Consider the following 19,222-nt stretch of genomic DNA (forward strand, 5'->3'; position numbering starts at 1 on the left):
GGAATCCGGGGGCGAGGGCCCCGGCGACGGCGTAGTGCGCGCCGCCCCGGACGACGGCGGCCCCGCCCCCACGAGGAGGGCGGGGCCGTCGAAGTGGCCGTGCGGCGCGGCTACTTGGTGGTGAAGCCGAGCGCCGCGAGCTGCTTGTCGTCCGCCGAGTACGGCGGGCTGACGAGCTCCTTGCCCATGAACAGGCGCCCATTGCCGTACAGCAGCTCCGAGGAGTGCGGGACCATCCGGCTCAGGGAGCTGCGCACGGTCTGCGTGGACGGCGTCTCCAGGAGCCTGGTCTGCTTGAGGCTCTTGGCGTCGACGGTGACGATCTGCGCGCCCTTGTCGTAGGGGCCGTCCTTGTACGCGAGGATGTTCCCGCCGTCCATACGGATCGGCATGATCGTGTAGTCGCCGCCGGCGTCCGCGCGGTCACCGGTGAGCTTCCCGTCGGCCAGCGAGTACGACACGATCTCGTTGGTCCGGCTGGTGCCGCTGCCCTCGTGCTCCTTGGAGGCCAGGTAGAGGCGGTCGTTGCCGACGACGACACCCTTGCAGCCGTGCACCTCGCCGACCTGGCAGTCGATCTCGTACTTGTCCGGCTCCAGGGAGATCTTCGCGCGCAGCTTGCCGCTCTCGTCGAGCGCGTAGCCGTCCGAGTACTTGACCTCCTCGCCGACCGCGACACCGAAGGTGACGGGCTTGGTGGAGAACACGGAGAGCAGGTTGACGCTGCCGGGGGCGCCGGGGACCTTGTAGGACCACTTCGGCTTGCCGGTCGCCGGGTCGAGGGTCTGGACCTCGTACGTCTCCTGCTGGAAGTCACCGCACTTGCGTACGGCCACGAGCTGCTCGCCGCCCGCGTAGCCGACGTCCTCGCAGGAGCCCTGCTGCGGCTTCCACAGCGACTTGCCGGACTTGATGTCGAACGCGGCGCCGCCGTCGTAGCCGCCGCCGACCGCGAGGGTGGTGCCGGTGATGGACAGCTCGCTGAAGGCGATCTTCTCGGAGCCGGCCTTCACGCTGTCCGACCACACCTTCTTACCGGTGTTGACGTCGAACACCGTGATCTCGGTGCACTTGAAGTAGTCCTTGTCCTTCTTGCGCTTGCCGGCCTCGGAGAGCACGGCCGTCAGACCGTCCTGCGTGACCTCGGGCGAGGAGCCGCAGGTCTGGCCGGGCAGCGGCAGGTTCCACTTCTTGGTGCCGTTGTCGGGGTCGTAACCGACCAGCTCGTTCAGGCCGGCCTTGACGTACACCGAGTCGGTGAGCCAGGAGCCCTTGACGCTCCACACGGCGTCCTTGGCGACCTTCGGCGCGGGGAGCTGGAAGGCGATCTTGGCGTCCGGATTCGCGGGCGCCTTCTCGTCGCCGGCGCTGCCGCCGGGGGCGTCGCCCTTGCCGTCGCCGCCCTTGCCGCCGGTGCCGTCGGCCGAGTTCTTGGAGTCGTCCTTGCCGTCGCCGGAGGTCGCGTAGTAGATGCCGCCGCCGACGATGAGGGCGATGACGACGACCGCGGCCGTGATGATCCACACGACCGGCGAGGGCTTCTTGCCGCCGCCGGGGCCCGCGGCCTGCATCGGCGCGGTGGGCGGCTGCGGGTAGCCGTACTGCGGCTGCTGCGGGTAGGGCTGCTGGCCGAACTGCTGCGGCGGGTAGGGCTGTTGCTGCCCGTAGGGCGCGGCGGGCGGCTGCGCGGGCGGCTGCTGGCCCGGGTAGCCGTAGCCCTGCGCGGGCGGGGCGGGCGGGGCCTGCGGGTAGCCGTAGCCGGGGCCCGCGCCCTGCGGCGGGGCGGGCGGCGGCGGGGTCGGGGCGCCGAAGCCGCCCGGCGGCGGCTCGGTGGGCGCGCCGAAGCCACCGGCGGGCGGGGCGGGCGGCTGAGCGGGCTGGCCCGGCTGAGACTGGCCCGGCTGGGACTGGCCCGGCTGGGGCTGGTCCTCGGGCGGGCGCTGGTCCTCGGGAGGAGCGGGCGGCTGCTTCTTGAACGGGTCGCTGGGCGGCTCGTTCGGCGGCGGCGGAGGCGGCTGCGTCATGACGTGGGTACCTCGGGCATGGGTGATTCGGGGACGGGTGGGGTGCGGTGCGCATGAAGGATGCGGTGCGCTGCGCGTGACGTCGGTCGGCGGTGGCCTCAGTCGCCGTACGCGAGCATGAGCTTCTGCTGGCCCTTGACGGTGCCGGACAGATTCGTGGCGGAGAGGAAGAACCGCCCGTCCACGTAGTCGAACGCCTTGGAGAAGAAGCCGCTCTCGATGGCAGCGGTGCCCGCCGGGTTCTTCAGCAGCGTCTTCGGCGTGTGCGGCCCGTTCACCGGGATCGACAGGACACGGCCCGCGGCACCCCCGTACGACGCCTGCATGTACGTGATGACCGCGCCGTTCTCGACCTTGACCGGGAGCATCGACTGCTCGGCGGGCGACTTCGCGCGCCAGCGCTCCTTGCCGCTGGTGAGGCTGATCGCCACGACCTCGTTCGCCCCGCCGGTGCGGCCCTGCGTCGGCATGTACAGGGTGGAGGCGTCCGTCGCCACGCCCTGGCAGCCGCTGATGTCGCCCGACAGGAAGGAGAACGCGCCGCCGCCGCACTTGGTGTCGAGGCCGTCCACGCCGACCTCGGCCTGGACCTCGCCGGAGTCGCCCTTGAACACGGCGATGTTGTACTTCTTCTTGTCCTCGTTGGAGCTGTAGACCACGAGCGGGTTGACGGAGTAGACGCTGCCGATCTGCCAGTCCTTGGCGAGCTTGTGCGTCCACAGCGTCTTGCCCGTGTCCGGGTCGAGCCGGCGCAGCTCCTGGTGCGGGTTGTCGCCGCCCGCGCCGCAGGACGCCACCGAGAGCAGCGTGGAGCGGTCGCCGGTGTACGCCTTCGGGAAGCAGTTGCTGCCGTACTCCTCGACGGCGAACTTCTTCTTCCGGCCGGTCTTCGCGTCGAGCCCGATGCCGGACATCTGGCGGCCGACCATGAGGGTGTCGGAGCCGACGTAGGACAGGCCGATGCTGGAGCCCGTGCCGTCGAAGAAGTCGTTCTTGTCCTCGCGCTCGGGGATCTTCGCCGTCCAGCCCTTCTTGCCGGTGGCGAGGTCGATCTCCTGGACCTGGTTGCAGTTGGCGTGTTCGCCGGGGCCGCTCATGTACGCGACGGCGATCTTGCCCGCCTCGGACGCCTTCTTGGTGACGGCGCAGATCTTCTGCGGCAGCTCCACGGCCGGCCAGCTGATCCCGCCGTCGCTCACGTCGTAGCCGAGGACCTCGCGGTAGGCGGCCTTGACGGCGACCTTGCCGGTGATCCACTGGCCGGGGGCGTCCGCCCCGTTGCCCGGGACCTTGGGGGCGGTCTTGTACCAGAGGACCTTGGCCTCGCCGTCCTTGCGGCCCGCGTTCAGGTCGTCCTGGCCCGCGTGTCCGTCGCCCTGCCCGTCGCCCGGGTCGATCGGCGTGGACGCCGACGCGGACGCCTTCGGCTTCCCGTCCTTGCCGGCCTGGTCGTTCTTGTCGCCGCCGCCGCCGACCACCGCGTACACGACTCCGCCGGCGACCAGCAGGAGCGCGACCGCCCCCGCGGCGATCGCCCACGTCCTGCCCTTGATCTTGCCGGGTCCGCCGGGGCCGCCGGCCGGCGGCACGGGTGCGCCGGGCTGCTGGGGCGGGTAGCCGTACTGCGGCGCCTGGCCGTAGGGCCCCGGCTGCTGCGCGTACGGGCCCTGCGGCTGCTGTCCGTAGGGACCGGGCTGCTGCGGCTGTCCGTAGGGGCCTGGCTGCTGGGCGTACGGGCCCGGCTGCGGCGGCTGCTGACCGTACGGGCCGGGCTGCTGCTGCGGCTGGGGCGGCTGCTGGTGCTGCTGGGGCTGCTGGTGCGGGTAGCCGTAGCCGGGCTGCGGCGGTGCCGCGGGCGGCGTGGGCGGTCTGTTCGCATCCGGTGGTGTCTGCGGATCCTGCGGCGCTCCGAAACCGCCGGACGGCGGCTGGCTGGGCGGCTGAGTCATCAGCGCTCCCCCCTCTTCACTGCTGATGTACCGGCACGCCTGGGTGATTTCCGGACGTTCTCGGGCCGTACTCAGTCGCCCTTTCTATCACCCGGTACGGCACCGCAACCGGCCCGAGCGCCCCCTGTTCCCAAGGCACGATGGGCCCGTGATGCGTCTGTTACGCGCCTTCCACGGGCCCTTCACGCATCGCGCCCCGGCCACCCCCGGCCGGCGCGGCTCAGGCGTCCTCGGCCAGCTCCAGCCAGCGCATCTCCAACTCCTCGCGCTCCCCCGACAGTTCGCGCAGCTCCGCGTCGAGTTTCGCCACCTTCTCGAAGTCCGTGGCGTTGTCGGCGATCCGCGTGTGCAGCTTCGCCTCCTTGTCGGTGATCTTGTCGAGCTGCCGCTCGATCTTCTGCAGCTCCTTCTTCGCGGCCCGGGCGTCCGCCGCCGAAGGGCCGGCCTTCGGCTCGGGGGCGGCCGGGGCGGGCGCGGGCGCGGCGGCGTCGATCATCCGCTGCCTGCGCTCCAGGTACTCGTCGATACCGCGCGGCAGCATCCGCAGCGTGGCGTCGCCGAGCAGCGCGAACGTCCTGTCGGTCGTGCGCTCCAGGAAGAACCGGTCGTGGGAGATGACGACCATCGAGCCGGGCCAGCCGTCGAGCAGGTCCTCCAGCTGGGTCAGGGTCTCGATGTCCAGGTCGTTGGTCGGCTCGTCGAGGAACAGCACGTTCGGCTCGTCCATGAGCAGGCGCAGCAGTTGCAGGCGGCGGCGCTCACCGCCGGACAGGTCGCCGACGGGCGTCCACTGCTTCTCCTTCGTGAACCCGAACTGCTCGCAGAGCTGGCCCGCGGTCATCTCACGGCCCTTGCCGAGGTCGACGCGGTCGCGGACCTGCTGCACGGCCTCCAGGACGCGCAGGCTCGCGGGCAGCTCCGTCACATCCTGCGACAAGTACGCGAGCCGTACGGTCTTGCCCACGACGATGCGTCCGGCGGCGGGCTGGATGTCGCCCTGGGAGCGGGCCGCGTCCGCGAGGGCGCGCAGCAGGGAGGTCTTGCCCGCGCCGTTCACGCCGACGAGGCCGACGCGGTCGCCGGGGCCGAGCTGCCAGGTCAGATGCTTGAGCAGCAGCTTCGGTCCGGCCTGGATGCTCACGTCCTCCACGTCGAAGACCGTCTTGCCCAGGCGGGCGTTGGCGAACCGCATCAGCTCGCTGGTGTCGCGGGGCGGCGGGACGTCCTCGATCAGCGCGTTCGCCGCCTCGATGCGGAAGCGGGGCTTGGAGGTGCGGGCGGGGGCGCCGCGGCGCAGCCAGGCCAGCTCCTTGCGGACGAGGTTCTGGCGCTTGGCCTCCTCGGTCGCCGCGATGCGCTCGCGCTCGGCGCGGGCGAAGACGTAGTCCGAGTAGCCGCCCTCGTACTCGTACACGTCGCCCTTCTGCACGTCCCACATGCGGGTGCAGACCTGGTCGAGGAACCAGCGGTCGTGGGTGACGCACACCAGCGCGGAGCGGCGGGCCCGCAGGTGGGCGGCGAGCCAGGCGATGCCCTCGACGTCGAGGTGGTTCGTCGGCTCGTCCAGGACGATCAGGTCCTGCTCGGCGATGAGCAGCTTGGCGAGCGCGATACGGCGGCGCTCGCCGCCGGAGAGCGGGCCGATGACCGTGTCCAGGCCCTGCGGGAAACCGGGCAGGTCCAGGCCGCCGAACAGGCCCGTCAGCACGTCCCTGATCTTGGCGCTGCCCGCCCACTCGTGGTCCGCGAGGTCCCCGATCACCTCGTGGCGTACGGTCGCCTCCGGGTCGAGGGAGTCGTGCTGCGTCAGTACGCCGAGGCGCAGGCCGCCGTTGTGCGTGACGCGGCCGGTGTCGGCGTCCTCCAGCTTGGCGAGCATCCGGATGAGGGTGGTCTTGCCGTCGCCGTTGCGGCCTACGACACCGATCCGGTCGCCTTCCTGTACGCCGAGGGAGACGCCGTCGAGGAGGGCACGGGTGCCGTAGACCTTCGAGACGTTCTCGACGTTGACCAGATTGACTGCCATTGCGCTCCGCTCCTTGGGCCGACGTTCTAGCGTAGTCGGGGTCCACGCCTTCCCGCCGCCACGGTGGCCCCGGGGGGCGTTCCCGGTCCCCTCGTGCCCTCGGCGGAGCTGGCCTCAGCGCCGGCTCGCAGGTCCCTGCCCTGGCGGCTGGGCTGAGCGCCAACACCCAGCCCCTCCGGCGCTTGAGGAGCGGGGGCTGGGGCGGAGCCCCAGAGTGCCGGGTGCGATGTGGCTGAGCGCGCAGTTCCCCGCGCCCCTGACGGGGCTGACCTCAGCGTCGGCTCCCTCGGCCCCGGCCTGGTGGGCTGGCCTCAGCGCCAACACCCAGCCCCTCCGGCGATTGAGGAGCGGGGCCTGGGGCAGCGCCCCAGAGTGCCGGATGCGATGTGGCTGGGCGCGCAGTTCCCCGCGCCCCTGGAGGGGCTGACCTCAGCGTCGGCTCCCTCGGTCCCGGCCTGGTGGCTGGGCTCAGCGCCGACTTCCAGCCCCTCCGGCGATTGAGGAGCGGGGCCTGGGGCAGCGCCCCAGAGTGCCGGATGCGCTGTGGCTGGGCGCGCAGTTCCCCGCGCCCCTGGAGGGGCTGCGTTTCCTGGGCGCGTCAGCGGGACGTGACGTGGGCGCCCGGGGCTGGGGATGGGGCCACCCGGGCCGTGCGGCACGGGGACCTTGATGTCAGGGTCTCGGCGATCTTCGTGGCCGTCTCGGCATCGGGCGCGAGGAACGCCGTCGTGGGCCCGGACCCGGAGACGAGCGCGGCCGGCGCCCCCGCCTCGAGCCCCACGTCGAGCGTGCGCCGCAGCGAGGGGAAGAGGGAGAGCGCGGCCGGCTGAAGGTCGTTGGAGACATGGGCCGCGAGGGCGCGGGTGTCCCCGGCGCGCAGGGCGTCGAGGAGCGCCGGCGAGGCGACGGGCGCGGGCGCGTCGGGCCGCAGCCGGTCGAACTCACGGTAGACGTCAGGCGTGGAGAGCCCCCCGTCGGCGACGGCGAACACCCACCAGAACGTGCCGCCCACCTCAAGCTCCTGGAGCTTCTCGCCCCGCCCGGTGCCGAGCGCCGCCCCGCCGACCAGGCTGAACGGCACGTCACTGCCCAGCTCGGCGCAGATGTCGAGGAGTTCGGCGCGCGAGGCCCCCGTACCCCACAGGGCGTCGCACGCGACAAGCGCACCGGCCGCGTCGGCGGAACCGCCCGCCATGCCGCCGGCGACGGGGATGTCCTTGACGATGTGGAGATGGACGTCGGGCTCGATCCCGTACCGCCCGGCGAGGGCGAGCGCGGCGCGGGCGGCGAGGTTGGTGCGGTCGAGGGGCACCTGGTCGCTGCCGGGGCCCTCGCAGGTGACGCGGAGGGTGTCGGCGGGCGCGGCGGTGACCTCGTCGTAGAGGCCGACGGCGAGGAAGACGTTGGCGAGGTCGTGGAAGCCGTCGGGGCGCGGCCCGCCCACGGCGAGCTGCACGTTGACCTTGGCGGGGACGCGTACGGTCACGCTCACTTCTGCTGGTCCTCCCCCGCGCGGGCGGCCTCGCCCGCCTCGGCGATCCGTGCGAACTCGTGCACCGTCAGCGCCTCCCCGCGCGCCTGCGGGGAGACCCCGGCGGCGACGAGGGCGGCCTCGGCGGCGGCGGCAGACCCGGCCCATCCGGCGAGCGCGGCGCGCAGCGTCTTGCGGCGCTGGGCGAAGGCCGCGTCGACGACGGCGAAGACCTGCTCCTTGGTGGCGGTCGTGGCGAGGGGCTCGGCGCGCCGGACGAGGGCGACGAGGCCGCTGTCGACGTTGGGAGCGGGCCAGAAGACGTTGCGGCCGATGGAGCCGGCGCGCTTGACGTCGGCGTACCAGTTGGCCTTGACGGAGGGCACGCCGTAGACGCGGGAGCCGGGGCCCGCGGCGAGCCGGTCGGCGACCTCGGCCTGCACCATGACGAGGGTGCGCTCGATGGTGGGGAACGTGTCGAGCATGTGCAGCAGGACGGGCACCGCGACGTTGTAGGGCAGGTTGGCGACGAGCGCGGTCGGCGCCGGGCCCGGCAGCTCGGTCACCTGCATGGCATCGCAGTTGACCAGGTCGAACGCGTCCTTCTTGGCGGGGAGCCTGGCGGCGATCGTGGCGGGCAGCGCGGCGGCGAGTACGTCGTCGATCTCTACGGCGGTGACGTGCCGCGCCTCTTCGAGCAGCGCGAGGGTGAGCGAGCCGAGGCCCGGTCCGACCTCGACGACCACGTCGTCCGCCGTGACCTCCGCGGTGCGCACGATGCGGCGCACGGTGTTGGCGTCGATGACGAAGTTCTGGCCGCGCTGCTTGGTGGGGCGTACGCCGAGTGCGGCGGCCAGTTCGCGGATGTCTGCGGCGCCCAGGAGGGGGCCTTGCGGGTCAGGGGTGCTCACCGTTCAAGGGTAGCCGCGCCCGGCGGGCGCGATGTCAGCCGTTGAGGCGGGGGCCGCAGTGGGGCCAGGGGCTGGTGCCGCGGCGTACGTACAGCTTCTTCGCGCGGTACGTCTGTTCGGCGGCGGGCGCGTCCTGGGGGCGGCCGGTGCCGCCGAGGCTCTGCCAGGTGCGGGTGTCGAACTGGTAGAGGCCGCCGTAGGTGCCGCTGGCGTCGGTGGCGGCGGGGCGGCCGCCGGACTCGCAGGCGGCGAGCGAGGACCAGTTCAGGGAGCCGGCGCCGGCCACGGCGGCGGGCGCGGCCTTGGTGCCGACACGGACGAGCTGGGCGCGCGGCTCGCGCACGGTCTCGGCCTTGACGCGGCGCGGCTTCTGTCTGACGCCGTTGACGGAACGCACGAGGTAGGTGACGCGGCGCAGGCCGGGCTCGCCGGCGCGGGTGACGATCTCGGTACCCTTGAGGAGGGTGGGGTCCTCGGTGCGTTCGGTGGCGTACGGCAGTGCCTCCTCGCGGACCTCCTTGGAGCCGGTCACGCGCATCACGGTGACGGTCTGGCCGTCGCGCGGGAAGCTGTCGGCGGGGACGGAGGTGGTGTCCTGGCCGTGCAGGGTGATCCCGGCCTGGGCGACGGCCTCGCGGACGGTCGCCGCGTTGGTGCGGAGGGTGCGGCGGCGCCCGTCGGCCATGATCGTGACGCTGCGTTCGGTGCGGACGTCGAGGTCGAGGCCGTGCCGTCCGATGGGCAGCGAGCGGGACGCGGAGAGGTAGGCGCCCTCGGCGCGGACGCCGAGCTGGCGCAGGGCGCCCTCGACGGTGCGTTCGGTGGTCCACACCTCGCGGCGCTGCCCGTCGAGGGTAAGGCGGACGGGTCTGCCGTAGCGGACGGCGACCTCGTCGCCGCTGGAGAGGTCGGTGCCGGCGGCGGGCGCGACGACGTCGTGGGCGCCGACGTGGACGCCTTCGTCGGCGAGGAGTTCGGAGACGTCCCCGGCGAAGGTGTGCAGGGTGCGTTCCTTGCCGTCGACGGTGAGGTGGACGGCCTTGTCGTTGCCGAGGAACGCGGAGGTGCCGCCCGCGAGGAACGCGACGACCAGCGCCTGCGGCAGCAGCCTGCGCAGCGCCTCGGGCCGCTGCTCCCCTCGCCGGCGGCGGGCGGCACGGCGGGCGGCGGCACGGCCGGGCGGCGGTGCCGGGGTGGGGGCGGAGGCGTGCGCGGGCGCGGGCGCGGGGTGCTGGCGGGGCAGCATCGGCTCGGTGGGCGCGGCGGCGACCCGGAGCCTGGCCTCCTCGTAGGGGTCGTCGTAGGGCACCGCGTACGTCGGCTCGTACGGGTACGAAGGCGCGGGGCTGGCGTCCGTCCCGTAGGAGTCCGTCCCGTAGGAGTCCGCCCCGTACGAGTCCTCGCCGTAGGCGCCCGGGCCGGGGTACAGGTACGCCTCCCCGCCGGCGGCGGACGCGGACGCGGCGGACGCGGCGGACGTGTCCTCGTACGTCTCGTACGTGTCGTACGGCGAGTTGCTCACGACGACGCTCCAGGGCGCTCCAGGGATCCGCACCCGGGTGGGGGCGGAGCGGGCGAGCAGAACCTAGCGGAGCGGTCGTCACTCTCCAAAGCAGCGCGACTACGCGGTGTCGCGGGCGGCGCGCGTCCGGCGCTGCCCGCGCGGGCGCCGTCAGTAGCCGAAAGCGCGGGCGGTGTTGGCGGCGACGGCCGCGGCGAACGTGTCCTCGTCGGCCCCGCGCACGGCAGCCATCGCGCGCAGCGTGACCGGAATGAGATACGGGGCGTTGGGCCGGCCGCGGTACGGCGCCGGCGTCAGGAACGGGGCGTCCGTCTCGACGAGGACCAGGTCGGCGGGGGCGACGGCGAGGGCGTCGCGCAGCGGCTGGGCGTTCTTGAAGGTGACGTTCCCGGCGAAGGACATGAAGTAGCCGTGGCGGGCGCACTCGCGGGCCATGTCGGCGTCGCCGGAGTAGCAGTGGAAGACGGTCCGTTCGGGCGCGCCCTCCTCCTTGAGGACGCGCAGCACGTCGGCGTGGGCGTCGCGGTCGTGGATGACGAGGGTCTTGCCGTGGCGTTTGGCGATCTCGATGTGCGCGCGGAACGACTTCTCCTGCGCGTCCTTGCCTTCGGGACCCGTACGGAAGTGGTCGAGGCCGGTCTCGCCGACGCCGAGGACCTCGGGCAGGGCGGCGAGCCGGTCGATCTCGCTGAGCGCGTCGTCGAGCCCCGCGTCGCCGAGGGGCTGCCGGGCGCCCTGGCGTGACCAGCCGTCGGGGTCGCCGTGGACGATGCGGGGCGCCTCGTTGGGGTGCAGGGCGACCGTGGCGTGGATCCGGGCGTGGGCGCGGGCCGTCTCGGCGGCCCAGCGGGACCCGGCGAGGTCGCAGCCGACCTGCACGAGGGTCGTCACCCCCACCGACGCCGCCTTGGCGAGCGCCTCCTCGACGGTGCCCTCCTGCATGTCCAGGTGGGTGTGCGAGTCGGCGACCTCGACCGCGAGCGGCGCGGGCAGGGGCGGCGGGGTGACGTCCTTGGGGCTCATGGCCCCGATCCTACGAACCTACGGAGCGGCCGGTCCGCGCGGCGCCCGGGGTCCGCCGCCGTCGCGGTGGTGGTGGCTGAAGGGGTGCAGCAGGTCGGACAGGTGCCAGTGGTGCGCGGGGCGCCGCTGGGCGGCCGCCGGGTCGGGGGCCTCGACGGGTCCGGCCGGCGGGGTGTGGTGGCGGTGCAGGACGTCCATCACGGACGAGACGGTGCCCGCCCGCATGATCCGTACGACGTGTCCGCCGCAGTTGAGACAGGTCGGCCTGGTCAGGGGCGAGGGGACGCGCTCCCCGTCGGCCACGTACATCACGAACTCCGCGCCGTCCCCGTCGACGTGGTGCTCGATCTCGTACGCCTGCTCCCAGCCGTGCCCGCAGCGCATGCACGCGAAGGAGTACGACTCGTGGGCGATGGAGGTCGCCGCGCCGCGGTCGGGTACGGGGGGCGTCTCGGCACCGGGTGTCGTGGCCGTATGGGCCGCCTTGGAGACTGCGAACTCGCTCATGCCTGCTCCTCTTGTCCGCTGGACAAGCGCTGCCCGGGGGCAGCGTCGGGACGGGTGCGTCCCTGCAACCAGTGGACGCCTCCGCAGGGCCGAGCGCAAAAGACCTGTCGAGTATTGGAGTCGTTTTGACTTTTCTGTTCCTGAACAGGCCCGATGGCCGGTCTTCGCTTTGCTTTCAGGGTAGTACTTTGCGCCTCTATGGGGCTGTGCGATCCGCGTTCTTTGCCGCGACGACCGCATCGAAGACCTCGCGCTTGGGTAGCCCGGCCTCCTGCGCGACGGCGGCGATGGCCTCCTTGCGCCGCTCCCCCGCCTCCTCCCGCACCTGGACGCGTCGTACCAGCTCAGCGGGGGTGACTTCGGCGGCGGACTTCTCCGGGGCGCCCTCCACGACGACGGTGATCTCGCCGCGTACGCCCTCGGCGGCCCAGGCCGCGAGATCGCCGAGCGGACCGCGCTTGACCTCCTCGTACGTCTTGGTCAGCTCGCGGCACACGGCGGCCCGCCGGTCGGCGCCGAAGACCTCGGCCATCGCGGCGAGCGTGTCGTCGAGGCGGTGCGGGGCCTCGAAGTAGACGAGAGTGCGGCGCTCGCCCTCGACCTCGCGGAGCCGGCCGAGCCGCTCGCCCGCCTTGCGCGGCAGGAACCCCTCGAAGCAGAACCGGTCCACGGGCAGCCCCGACAGGGCGAGCGCGGTCAGCACCGCCGACGGTCCGGGGACGGCCGTCACCTTGATGTCCCGCTCGACGGCCGCGGCGACCAGCCGGTAGCCGGGGTCGGAGACCGAGGGCATGCCCGCGTCGGTGACCAGCAGCACCCGCGCCCCGCCCGCCAGCGCCTCGACCAGCTCGGGCGTACGGGCGCTCTCGTTGCCCTCGAAGTACGACACGACACGCCCGCCGACCTGCACGCCGAGCGCCTGCGTGAGCCGCTTCATGCGGCGGGTGTCCTCGGCGGCGATCACGTCGGCGCCGGCCAGTTCCTCGGCGAGGCGCGGCGGCGCGTCCGCGACGGAGCCGATCGGGGTGCCCGCGAGGACGAGCGTTCCGGGGGAGTCTGCGGTTGCTGTCACGCCTCCATCCTCGCAGGCACGCGCCGCCGCTCCGGCCGGGCCGACCCGTACACGGGACTCGCACAGCGCGGTTCCCTACGATGGCGCGGTGACCAGTACCGCGTCGTCGTCCCACCCGACCCCGGCCAGTGCTCCGCCCGAGCGGGTGAGCCCAGGTCCCCGGCAGCCGTCGCCGTGGCTGAGCGGCCTGCGCCGGTTCGGCTACCGGGCCCCGGCCGGCGGCGCGGACGTGCGGACGCGTCTCGTGCCGCCGTATCCCGAGCCGTCGTCGCGGCTGTGGGCGTCGTTCGGGCTCGCCCCTGACGCCGCCGCGCGTGCCTCGCGGGCGCTCGGCTGGGTGGGGCCGCTGCTCGTCACGTTCGTCGCGGGGCTGCTGCGGTTCTGGCACCTGGGCAGCCCGAAGGCGGTGATATTCGACGAGACGTACTACGCGAAGGACGCCTGGTCGATCATCCACCACGGCTACGAGACGGACTGGGCGAAGAACGCCAACGACCTGATCCTCCAGCGCGACGGCCACGTGCCCATCCCGCACGACGCGTCGTACGTCGTGCACCCGCCCGTCGGCAAGTACGTCATCGGGCTCGGCGAGTGGATGTTCGGCTTCAACCCGTTCGGCTGGCGGTTCATGACGGCCGTCCTCGGGACGCTGTGCGTGCTGCTGGTGTGCCGGATCGGGCGGCGGCTGCTGCGCTCGACGTTCCTCGGGTGCCTCGCGGGGGCGCTGCTCGCGGTGGACGGGCTGGCGTTCGTGATGAGCCGCACCGCGCTGCTCGACTCGGTGCTGGTGTTCTTCGTGGTGGCCGCGTTCGGCTGCCTGGTCGTGGACCGCGACCGTACGCGCGAACGCCTCGCGGCGGCGCTGCCCGTGGACGCGGACGGGGTGCCGCGTCCCGACGCGGGCGTGGGGCAGGACCTGCGGCTCGGCCTGCGGCCGTGGCGGCTGCTCGCGGGCGTGTGCCTGGGGCTCGCCGCCGGCACGAAGTGGAACGGGTTCATCTACGTCGCCGCGTTCGCCACGCTGTCCGTGCTCTGGGACGTCGGCTCGCGCCGCGTCGCGGGCGCGCCCCGGCCCTGGCTCGCCGTCATCCGCCGCGACCTGGGCTGGGCGTTCCTGTCGACGGTGCCGGTGGCGATCGGTACGTACGTGCTGTCGTGGCTGGGCTGGATCCTCTCCCCCGCCGACGGGCGCGGCGGCTACTTCCGCGACTGGGCGGCGACCGCGGGCAAGGGCGGCCACTTCACCTGGCTGCCGGACTGGGTGCGCAGCCTGTGGCACTACGAGCACGAGGTCTGGGAGTTCAACACCCATCTGACGTCCCCGCACACCTACCAGTCCAACCCCTGGAGCTGGCTGGTCGACGGGCGCCCCGTCTCCTACTTCTACGAGTCGCCGTCCGCCGGAAGTCAGGGCTGCCCCGCCGACGCGGCCGACAAGTGCGCCCGTGAGGTGCTGGCGCTCGGTACGCCGATGCTGTGGTGGGTGGGCTGTTTCGCGGTGCTGTACGTGCTGTGGCGCTGGTTCTTCCGGCGCGACTGGCGGGCCGGGGCCATCGCGTGCGGGATCGCGGCCGGCTATCTGCCCTGGTTCATGTACCAGGAGCGGACGATCTTCTACTTCTACGCGGTGGTCCTCGCGCCGTTCCTGTGCCTGGCGGTGGCGATGCTGCTCGGGGCGATCATCGGCCGCCCCGGCTCGTCGGAACGGCGGCGGGCCGCCGGGGCGGTGGGAGCGGGCGTGCTCGTGCTCTTGATCACCTGGAACTTCATCTATTTCTGGCCGATCTATACGGGGACGGCGATTCCGATGGACGAGTGGCGGGCGCGGATGTGGCTCGATACGTGGGTCTAGCCGACGGGGTGCGGTCTCAGGCGCGGGCCACCTGAAACGGCCGTCTTGCCGGGCGGGTCTTAACGTGCGGCTCCGTCGTGGCTGGTCGCGCAGTTCCCCGCGCCCCTGGAGGGGCGACTACGTCGCCACCTCCTCCGGGCCCCGATAGGGGCGCGGGGAACTGCGCAACCTCAGCTGCAAGCAGCCTCCGCTTGGAGAACTCGCCAGGGGCGCGGGGAACTGCGCGACCAGCCCCCACCGGCCGAAAGGCGGCCGACTACCCCCCACCCGTCAAAGAGGGACGATCACTCTTCGGTCACCTTCGCGGGAACGCCCCCCGCAGCGCCCCCCACCCGTGCCTACAGTCACTCCCGTACGACTTGGGGAGGGGCGCGTATGCGCATGGGGGTCAAGACCGCCGTCGTCGGCGGGGTGTTCGCGGTGATGGTGGGCGGCGCGGGATACGGGGCGTACAACCTCGTGACCGCCGTATCAGGCAGCGGCAACGGCACCGGCACACAGGGCGCCCCAGCCCACCGCTCGGGTCCGCCGACGCGCGAGGAGATCGAGCGGACCTCGCGGGAGTTCCTGGCCGCCTGGGCGAAGGGCGACGCGGTAGCAGCAGCGGACCACACGAACTACCGGGACGCCGCACTGACCGCGCTCACGGAGTGGCGCAAGCAGGCGCACGTCACGCACACCGTGCTCAAGGCGGGCCCGCCGAAGGGCGCCACAGTCCCGTTCCACGTCACGGCGACCGTCACCAAGGGCGCGCACACCAAGTCCCTGGCCTACGACTCCTCGCTGACGGTGGAGCGCGGCGTCACCACCGGCCGCGCCCTCGTCCGCTGGCGCCCCTCCGTGCTGCACCCGCGCCTGAGGACCGGCGACCAACTCGTCACCGGGGAGGCCACCGCCCCGCCCATCCAGGCCGTGGACGGCGCGGGCGCGGTCCTCACGGCGAAGAAGTACCCCTCGCTCGGCCCGGTCCTGGACCAGTTACGGGCGCGCTACGGCGACCAGGCGGGCGGCGAGCCGGGCGTGGAGACGTACATCGAGCGGGCGGGCGGCGCGGAGGGCGAGGAACCCGTCACGACGACGCTGCTCACGCTGGCGAAGGGCCGGCCCGGCACGATCCGTACGACGCTGGACGCGGGGGCGCAGGCGGCGGCGGAGCGGGCGGTGACCCGCTTCCCGAAGGCGGCGATGGTCGCGGTACGGCCCTCGACGGGCGGGGTCCTCGCGGTCGCCAACCACGGGTACGGGCAGTTCAACGCGGCGTTCGAGGGCGCGCAGGCCCCCGGCTCCACGATGAAGATCGTCACGGCCGCGGCCCTCATCGACAACGGCGTGACCTCCCTGACCGGGCCCGCGCCCTGCCCGGACTCCGCGGTGGCGCTCAGCCAGACGTTCCACAACCTCACGGGCATGCGGCCGAACGAGAAGGCGACCCTGTCGGAGAGCTTCCAGCGTTCGTGCAACACCGCGTTCATCAAGCTCTCCGACGACCTCGGCGCGGACCGTTTCGCCGCCGAGGCGACCGAGCGGTTCGGGCTCGGCAAGGACTGGAAGACGGGCATCGCGTCGAAGGACGGCGCGGTGCCGGTGGCGGGCAACTCGCAGGACCCGGCCGGGATGATCGGCCAGGGCGACGTCCAGATGAACCCGCTGAACATGGCGTCGGTGACGGCGACCGCGATCACCGGGACGTTCCGCCAGCCGGTCGTCGTGCCCGCCGCGCTCGGCCACCGCGAACTCGCCACCGCCAAGGGCCTGCCGGCGGGCACGGTGAGCCAACTCCGCCAGATGCTGCGGCTGACGGCGACCTCCCCGATCGGCACCGCGACCCGCGCGATGGCGGGCCTGCCCGGGGAGTTCGGCGCGAAGACCGGCTCGGCGGAGGTGGACGGGCAGACGGTGTCGAACTCGTGGTTCACCGGGTATCGCGGGGACGCGACCGCCGCGGCGACGGTCGAGGGCGGCGGCCACGGCGGCGACGCGGCGGGCCCGGTCGTCCGCGCGGTCCTCGCGGCCACCCGGTGACCCGTCCGGCCTGCCCGTACGAGGTCCCGTACGAGGTCCCGTACGGGAGTTGACCGGGCGCCGCCGAAACCAGGCGGCGGGAATCCGCGTCGCGCGGGCGAAACCGGGAAGGCGGATTCCGCGTTCTTCCTCATGGCGGACGCCGCCCGCGAGGAGCGTGGGCGGGTTTCCCTCCGCCCCGGGCCCGGGGCTTAGGCTGACCGTCCGCTGAACTTCCGGAGGAACACGTTGGGCACCCGAGGCAAGCGACGCGCACCCGAGCGCGGCAACACCCGCGCCCTGGTGATCGGCGGGGCCGCCGTCGTCGCGGTCGCCGGCGCCGGCATCGGGGCGTACGCCCTGATGGACAGCGCGGGCGGTGACTCCGCGGCGGCCGACGCCAAGCCCCGGATCGCCACGGGCCCGCCGACGGCGAAGGAGGTCCGCACGGCGGCGGACCGCTTCCTGACGGCCTGGCAGGCCGGTGATGTCGCCCGGGCCGCCGCCGCGACCGACGACGCCTCCCACGCCCGTACGGCACTGACCGCGCTCGGCAAGGACGCGCATCTGACGGACGTGAAGCTCGCGCCGGGCACCCGGGCGGGCGCGAAGGTGCCGTTCCGGGTCACGTCGAAGGTGACGTACAAGGGGCGGAGCAAGCCGTTCGCGTACGACTCCTCGCTGACCGCCGTGCGCCGGGCGAGCGACGGGAAGGTGCTGGTGGGCTGGCGGCCCGCCGTGCTCCACCCCGACCTCGGGGACGGCGACCGGCTGGTCACCGGCGAGGCGGGCGATCCGCCGGTCAAGGCCGTGGACCGGGACGGCGGCGCGCTCAGCACGAAGGACTTCCCCTCGCTCGGCACGGTCGTCGACGGGCTGCGCGAGAAGTACGGCAAGAAGTCCGGCGGCACCGCCGGCGTCGAACTGCGCGTCGCCCGCAAGGACTCCGGCAAGAAGAACGCGCTGCCCGACAAGACGCTCCTCACGCTCTCCGAGGGCACCCCCGGCACGGTGAAGACGACGCTGAGCCGCTCGCTCCAAGCGGCGGCGGAGAAACAGGTCGCCTCGCGCAAGAAGGCGTCGGTGGTCGTGGTGCGGCCCTCGACCGGCGAGATCCTGGCCGTGGCGAACTCGGGCGCCGGGTTCAACACCGCGTTCCAGGGCTCGCTCGCGCCGGGCTCCACGATGAAGGTCATCACGTCGTCCCTGCTCCTGGATAAGGGGCTCGCCGAGGTCGACAAGGTGCACCCGTGCCCCAAGTACTTCACGTACGGGCACTGGAAGTTCCAGAACGACAAGAAGTTCGAGCTGAAGAAGGCCCGGTTCCGGGCGAGTTTCGCCGCGTCGTGCAACACGGCCTTCATCAGTCAGGCGCCGAAGCTGCACGACGACTCGCTGACCAAGCAGGCGCAGCAGGTGTTCGGGCTCGGCCTCGACAACTGGTCGATCGGCGTGCCGAGTTTCGACGGCGCGGTGCCCGTGCAGTCGCAGGCGCAGATGGCGGCGTCGCTCATCGGGCAGGGCGGCGTGCGGATGAACCCGCTGAACATGGCGTCGGTCGCGGCGACCGTGAAGTCCGGCACGTTCCGCCAGCCCTATCTCGTCTCGCCGGACGTCGATCACCGGGCGCTCGCCAAGGCGTCCCGCAAGATGAGCGCGAAGACGGCCGCCGACCTGCGGGAGCTGATGCACTACACGGCCGTCGCGGGCACCGCCGTGAAGCCGATGGCGGGGCTCGGCTCCGACATGGGCGCGAAGACCGGCTCGGCGGAGGTCGACGGGCAGAAGGACCCGAACGGCTGGTTCACGGCCTGGCGCGGTGACCTCGCGGCGGCGGCCGTCGTGCAGGAGGGCGGCCACGGCGGCGACTCGGCGGGCCCGGTGGTCCGCAAGATGCTGCTGGCCGGCGGCTGACGGGGAGGGGCGGCTCGGGTGAACCCGGGTTCGTTCGCGGGCGGTGATTGTCCTTCCGTCACGGGGCTCCGCCCCGGGCCCCGCTCCTCAATCGCCGGAGGGGCTTGATTGGGCGGGCGGGGAGTTTTTGAAGGACGTGTTCACCGCCGTTACTCCGCCGTCCACCGGGAGGACCGCTCCGGTGATCCAGCACGCGTCGGCTGAGGCCAGGAACGCTACCGCCGCCGCGATGTCCTCGGGCTCCCCGATCCGCCCCAGCGGATACAACTCCCGTACGGTGTCCGGGTCGCGGCCCATGTCGGTCCACGCGCCGGTGCGGACCGTGCCCGGGGCGACGAGGTTGACGCGGACGCCGCGCGGGCCCGCGTGCCCCGCGAGGGTGCGGGTCAGGGAGATCAGGCCGGCCTTCGCGGCGCTGTAGGCGTGGTTGCCGAAGTCCTGGAGGCCGTTGACCGAGCCGATGGTGACGACGGCCCCGCGCCCGGAGGCGACCAGATGCGGCAGGGCGGCGCGGGCGCAGCGGTAGGCGCTGGTGAGGGTGAGGTCGAGGTCGCGGGCCCACAGCTCGTCGTCCTCGTCCTCGAAGCGCTCGGCGTCGGCGTGACAGCCGTAGGCGTTGTTGACGAGCACGTCGAGCCGGCCGAACGTGTCCACGGCGTACGCGACCGCCGCCTCGACCTGTGCCCGGTCGCCCACGTCACAGGTGAACTCGGCCGCTTCGCCGCCCAGTTCGCGGATGTGCGCGGCGCACTTGGCGGCCGCCCCGGCGTCGATGTCGGTGACGAGGACGCGGGCGCCCTCGGCGGCGAGGCGGCGGGCGACGGCGGCGCCGATGCCGCGTCCCGCGCCGGTGACCAGTGCGGCATGTCCTTCGAAGCGCTCCATGCCCCGACGCTACCCGCCCCGGACCCCGGGTGATCCCTGAGTGCGCGGGCCGTTTCTTCTCCGGG

At 73.0% G+C, this 19,222-nt stretch carries 13 protein-coding genes; 3 read left to right on the plus strand and 10 right to left on the minus strand.

Translation table 11 applies throughout. From position 1 onward, the window contains the following. Positions 1 to 110: 110 nt before the first annotated feature. The 9 genes from ACZ7LY_RS23370 to rsmI all read right to left on the minus strand — a co-directional run bounded on the left by ACZ7LY_RS23370 (position 111) and on the right by rsmI (position 12,505). The gene (locus ACZ7LY_RS23370) at positions 111 to 2,024 is read right to left on the minus strand and encodes an outer membrane protein assembly factor BamB family protein (RefSeq protein ID WP_471626611.1); all 1,914 of its coding nucleotides are present in this window, start codon (positions 2,022 to 2,024) and stop codon (positions 111 to 113) included. A gap of 98 nt (positions 2,025 to 2,122) precedes the next feature. Next, complete coding sequence (locus tag ACZ7LY_RS23375) at positions 2,123 to 3,973, minus strand: outer membrane protein assembly factor BamB family protein (protein WP_471626612.1); 1,851 nt, start codon at positions 3,971 to 3,973, stop codon at positions 2,123 to 2,125. Positions 3,974 to 4,193: 220 nt separating this feature from the next. Next, a complete protein-coding gene (locus ACZ7LY_RS23380) occupies positions 4,194 to 5,999 on the minus strand; it encodes an ABC-F family ATP-binding cassette domain-containing protein (RefSeq protein ID WP_471626613.1) in 1,806 nt (601 codons plus the stop codon). A 598-nt stretch (positions 6,000 to 6,597) separates the two neighbouring features. After that, positions 6,598 to 7,491, minus strand: a complete 894-nt coding sequence (locus ACZ7LY_RS23385) for a 4-(cytidine 5'-diphospho)-2-C-methyl-D-erythritol kinase (RefSeq protein ID WP_471626614.1) — start codon at positions 7,489 to 7,491, stop codon at positions 6,598 to 6,600. Further along, positions 7,488 to 8,381 (minus strand): 16S rRNA (adenine(1518)-N(6)/adenine(1519)-N(6))-dimethyltransferase RsmA, encoded by an 894-nt coding sequence (gene rsmA / locus ACZ7LY_RS23390; RefSeq protein WP_471626615.1) that lies wholly within the window; start codon positions 8,379 to 8,381, stop codon positions 7,488 to 7,490. Before rsmA ends, ACZ7LY_RS23385 begins: the two co-directional genes overlap by 4 nt. A gap of 34 nt (positions 8,382 to 8,415) precedes the next feature. Beyond that, a complete protein-coding gene (locus ACZ7LY_RS23395; protein WP_471626616.1) occupies positions 8,416 to 9,903 on the minus strand; it encodes a ubiquitin-like domain-containing protein in 1,488 nt (495 codons plus the stop codon). Positions 9,904 to 10,053: 150 nt separating this feature from the next. Beyond that, positions 10,054 to 10,926: a TatD family hydrolase gene (locus ACZ7LY_RS23400; protein ID WP_471626617.1), complete on the minus strand. Its 873-nt coding sequence runs from the start codon at positions 10,924 to 10,926 to the stop codon at positions 10,054 to 10,056. An 18-nt stretch (positions 10,927 to 10,944) separates the two neighbouring features. Further along, positions 10,945 to 11,433 carry a hypothetical protein gene (locus ACZ7LY_RS23405; RefSeq protein ID WP_471626618.1) on the minus strand — a complete coding sequence of 163 codons (489 nt, stop codon included), beginning with the start codon at positions 11,431 to 11,433 and terminating at the stop codon, positions 10,945 to 10,947. Between the two features lie 196 nt (positions 11,434 to 11,629). Next, a complete protein-coding gene (gene rsmI, locus ACZ7LY_RS23410) occupies positions 11,630 to 12,505 on the minus strand; it encodes a 16S rRNA (cytidine(1402)-2'-O)-methyltransferase (RefSeq protein WP_471626619.1) in 876 nt (291 codons plus the stop codon). An 88-nt stretch (positions 12,506 to 12,593) separates the two neighbouring features. Here rsmI and ACZ7LY_RS23415 point away from each other — a divergent pair, with 88 nt between their 5' ends. The 3 genes from ACZ7LY_RS23415 to ACZ7LY_RS23425 all read left to right on the plus strand — a co-directional run bounded on the left by ACZ7LY_RS23415 (position 12,594) and on the right by ACZ7LY_RS23425 (position 18,272). Continuing rightward, a complete protein-coding gene (locus ACZ7LY_RS23415) occupies positions 12,594 to 14,357 on the plus strand; it encodes a dolichyl-phosphate-mannose--protein mannosyltransferase (RefSeq protein ID WP_471626620.1) in 1,764 nt (587 codons plus the stop codon). A 375-nt stretch (positions 14,358 to 14,732) separates the two neighbouring features. Further along, the gene (locus tag ACZ7LY_RS23420) at positions 14,733 to 16,379 is read left to right on the plus strand and encodes a penicillin-binding transpeptidase domain-containing protein (RefSeq protein WP_471626621.1); all 1,647 of its coding nucleotides are present in this window, start codon (positions 14,733 to 14,735) and stop codon (positions 16,377 to 16,379) included. A gap of 228 nt (positions 16,380 to 16,607) precedes the next feature. Next, entirely contained in the window at positions 16,608 to 18,272 is a 1,665-nt protein-coding gene (locus tag ACZ7LY_RS23425) for a penicillin-binding transpeptidase domain-containing protein (RefSeq protein WP_471626622.1), read from the plus strand. An 87-nt stretch (positions 18,273 to 18,359) separates the two neighbouring features. On the opposite strand, the gene ACZ7LY_RS23430 is transcribed toward ACZ7LY_RS23425, so the two are convergent. Beyond that, positions 18,360 to 19,157 (minus strand): SDR family NAD(P)-dependent oxidoreductase, encoded by a 798-nt coding sequence (locus ACZ7LY_RS23430; RefSeq protein WP_471626623.1) that lies wholly within the window; start codon positions 19,155 to 19,157, stop codon positions 18,360 to 18,362. Between the last annotated feature and the right edge of the window lie 65 nt (positions 19,158 to 19,222).

This window comes from Streptomyces sp. NPDC107550 (genome assembly GCF_055639095.1).

Coding starts and splice junctions, on each gene's coding strand:
- ACZ7LY_RS23370 (WP_471626611.1), bottom strand. CDS start 2,024: ATGACGCAGCCGCCTCCGCCGCCGCCGAACGAGCCGCCCAGCGACCCG.
- ACZ7LY_RS23380 (WP_471626613.1), bottom strand. CDS start 5,999: ATGGCAGTCAATCTGGTCAACGTCGAGAACGTCTCGAAGGTCTACGGC.
- ACZ7LY_RS23400 (WP_471626617.1), bottom strand. CDS start 10,926: ATGAGCCCCAAGGACGTCACCCCGCCGCCCCTGCCCGCGCCGCTCGCG.
- ACZ7LY_RS23420 (WP_471626621.1), top strand. CDS start 14,733: ATGCGCATGGGGGTCAAGACCGCCGTCGTCGGCGGGGTGTTCGCGGTG.
- ACZ7LY_RS23405 (WP_471626618.1), bottom strand. CDS start 11,433: ATGAGCGAGTTCGCAGTCTCCAAGGCGGCCCATACGGCCACGACACCC.
- ACZ7LY_RS23375 (WP_471626612.1), bottom strand. CDS start 3,973: ATGACTCAGCCGCCCAGCCAGCCGCCGTCCGGCGGTTTCGGAGCGCCG.
- ACZ7LY_RS23430 (WP_471626623.1), bottom strand. CDS start 19,157: ATGGAGCGCTTCGAAGGACATGCCGCACTGGTCACCGGCGCGGGACGC.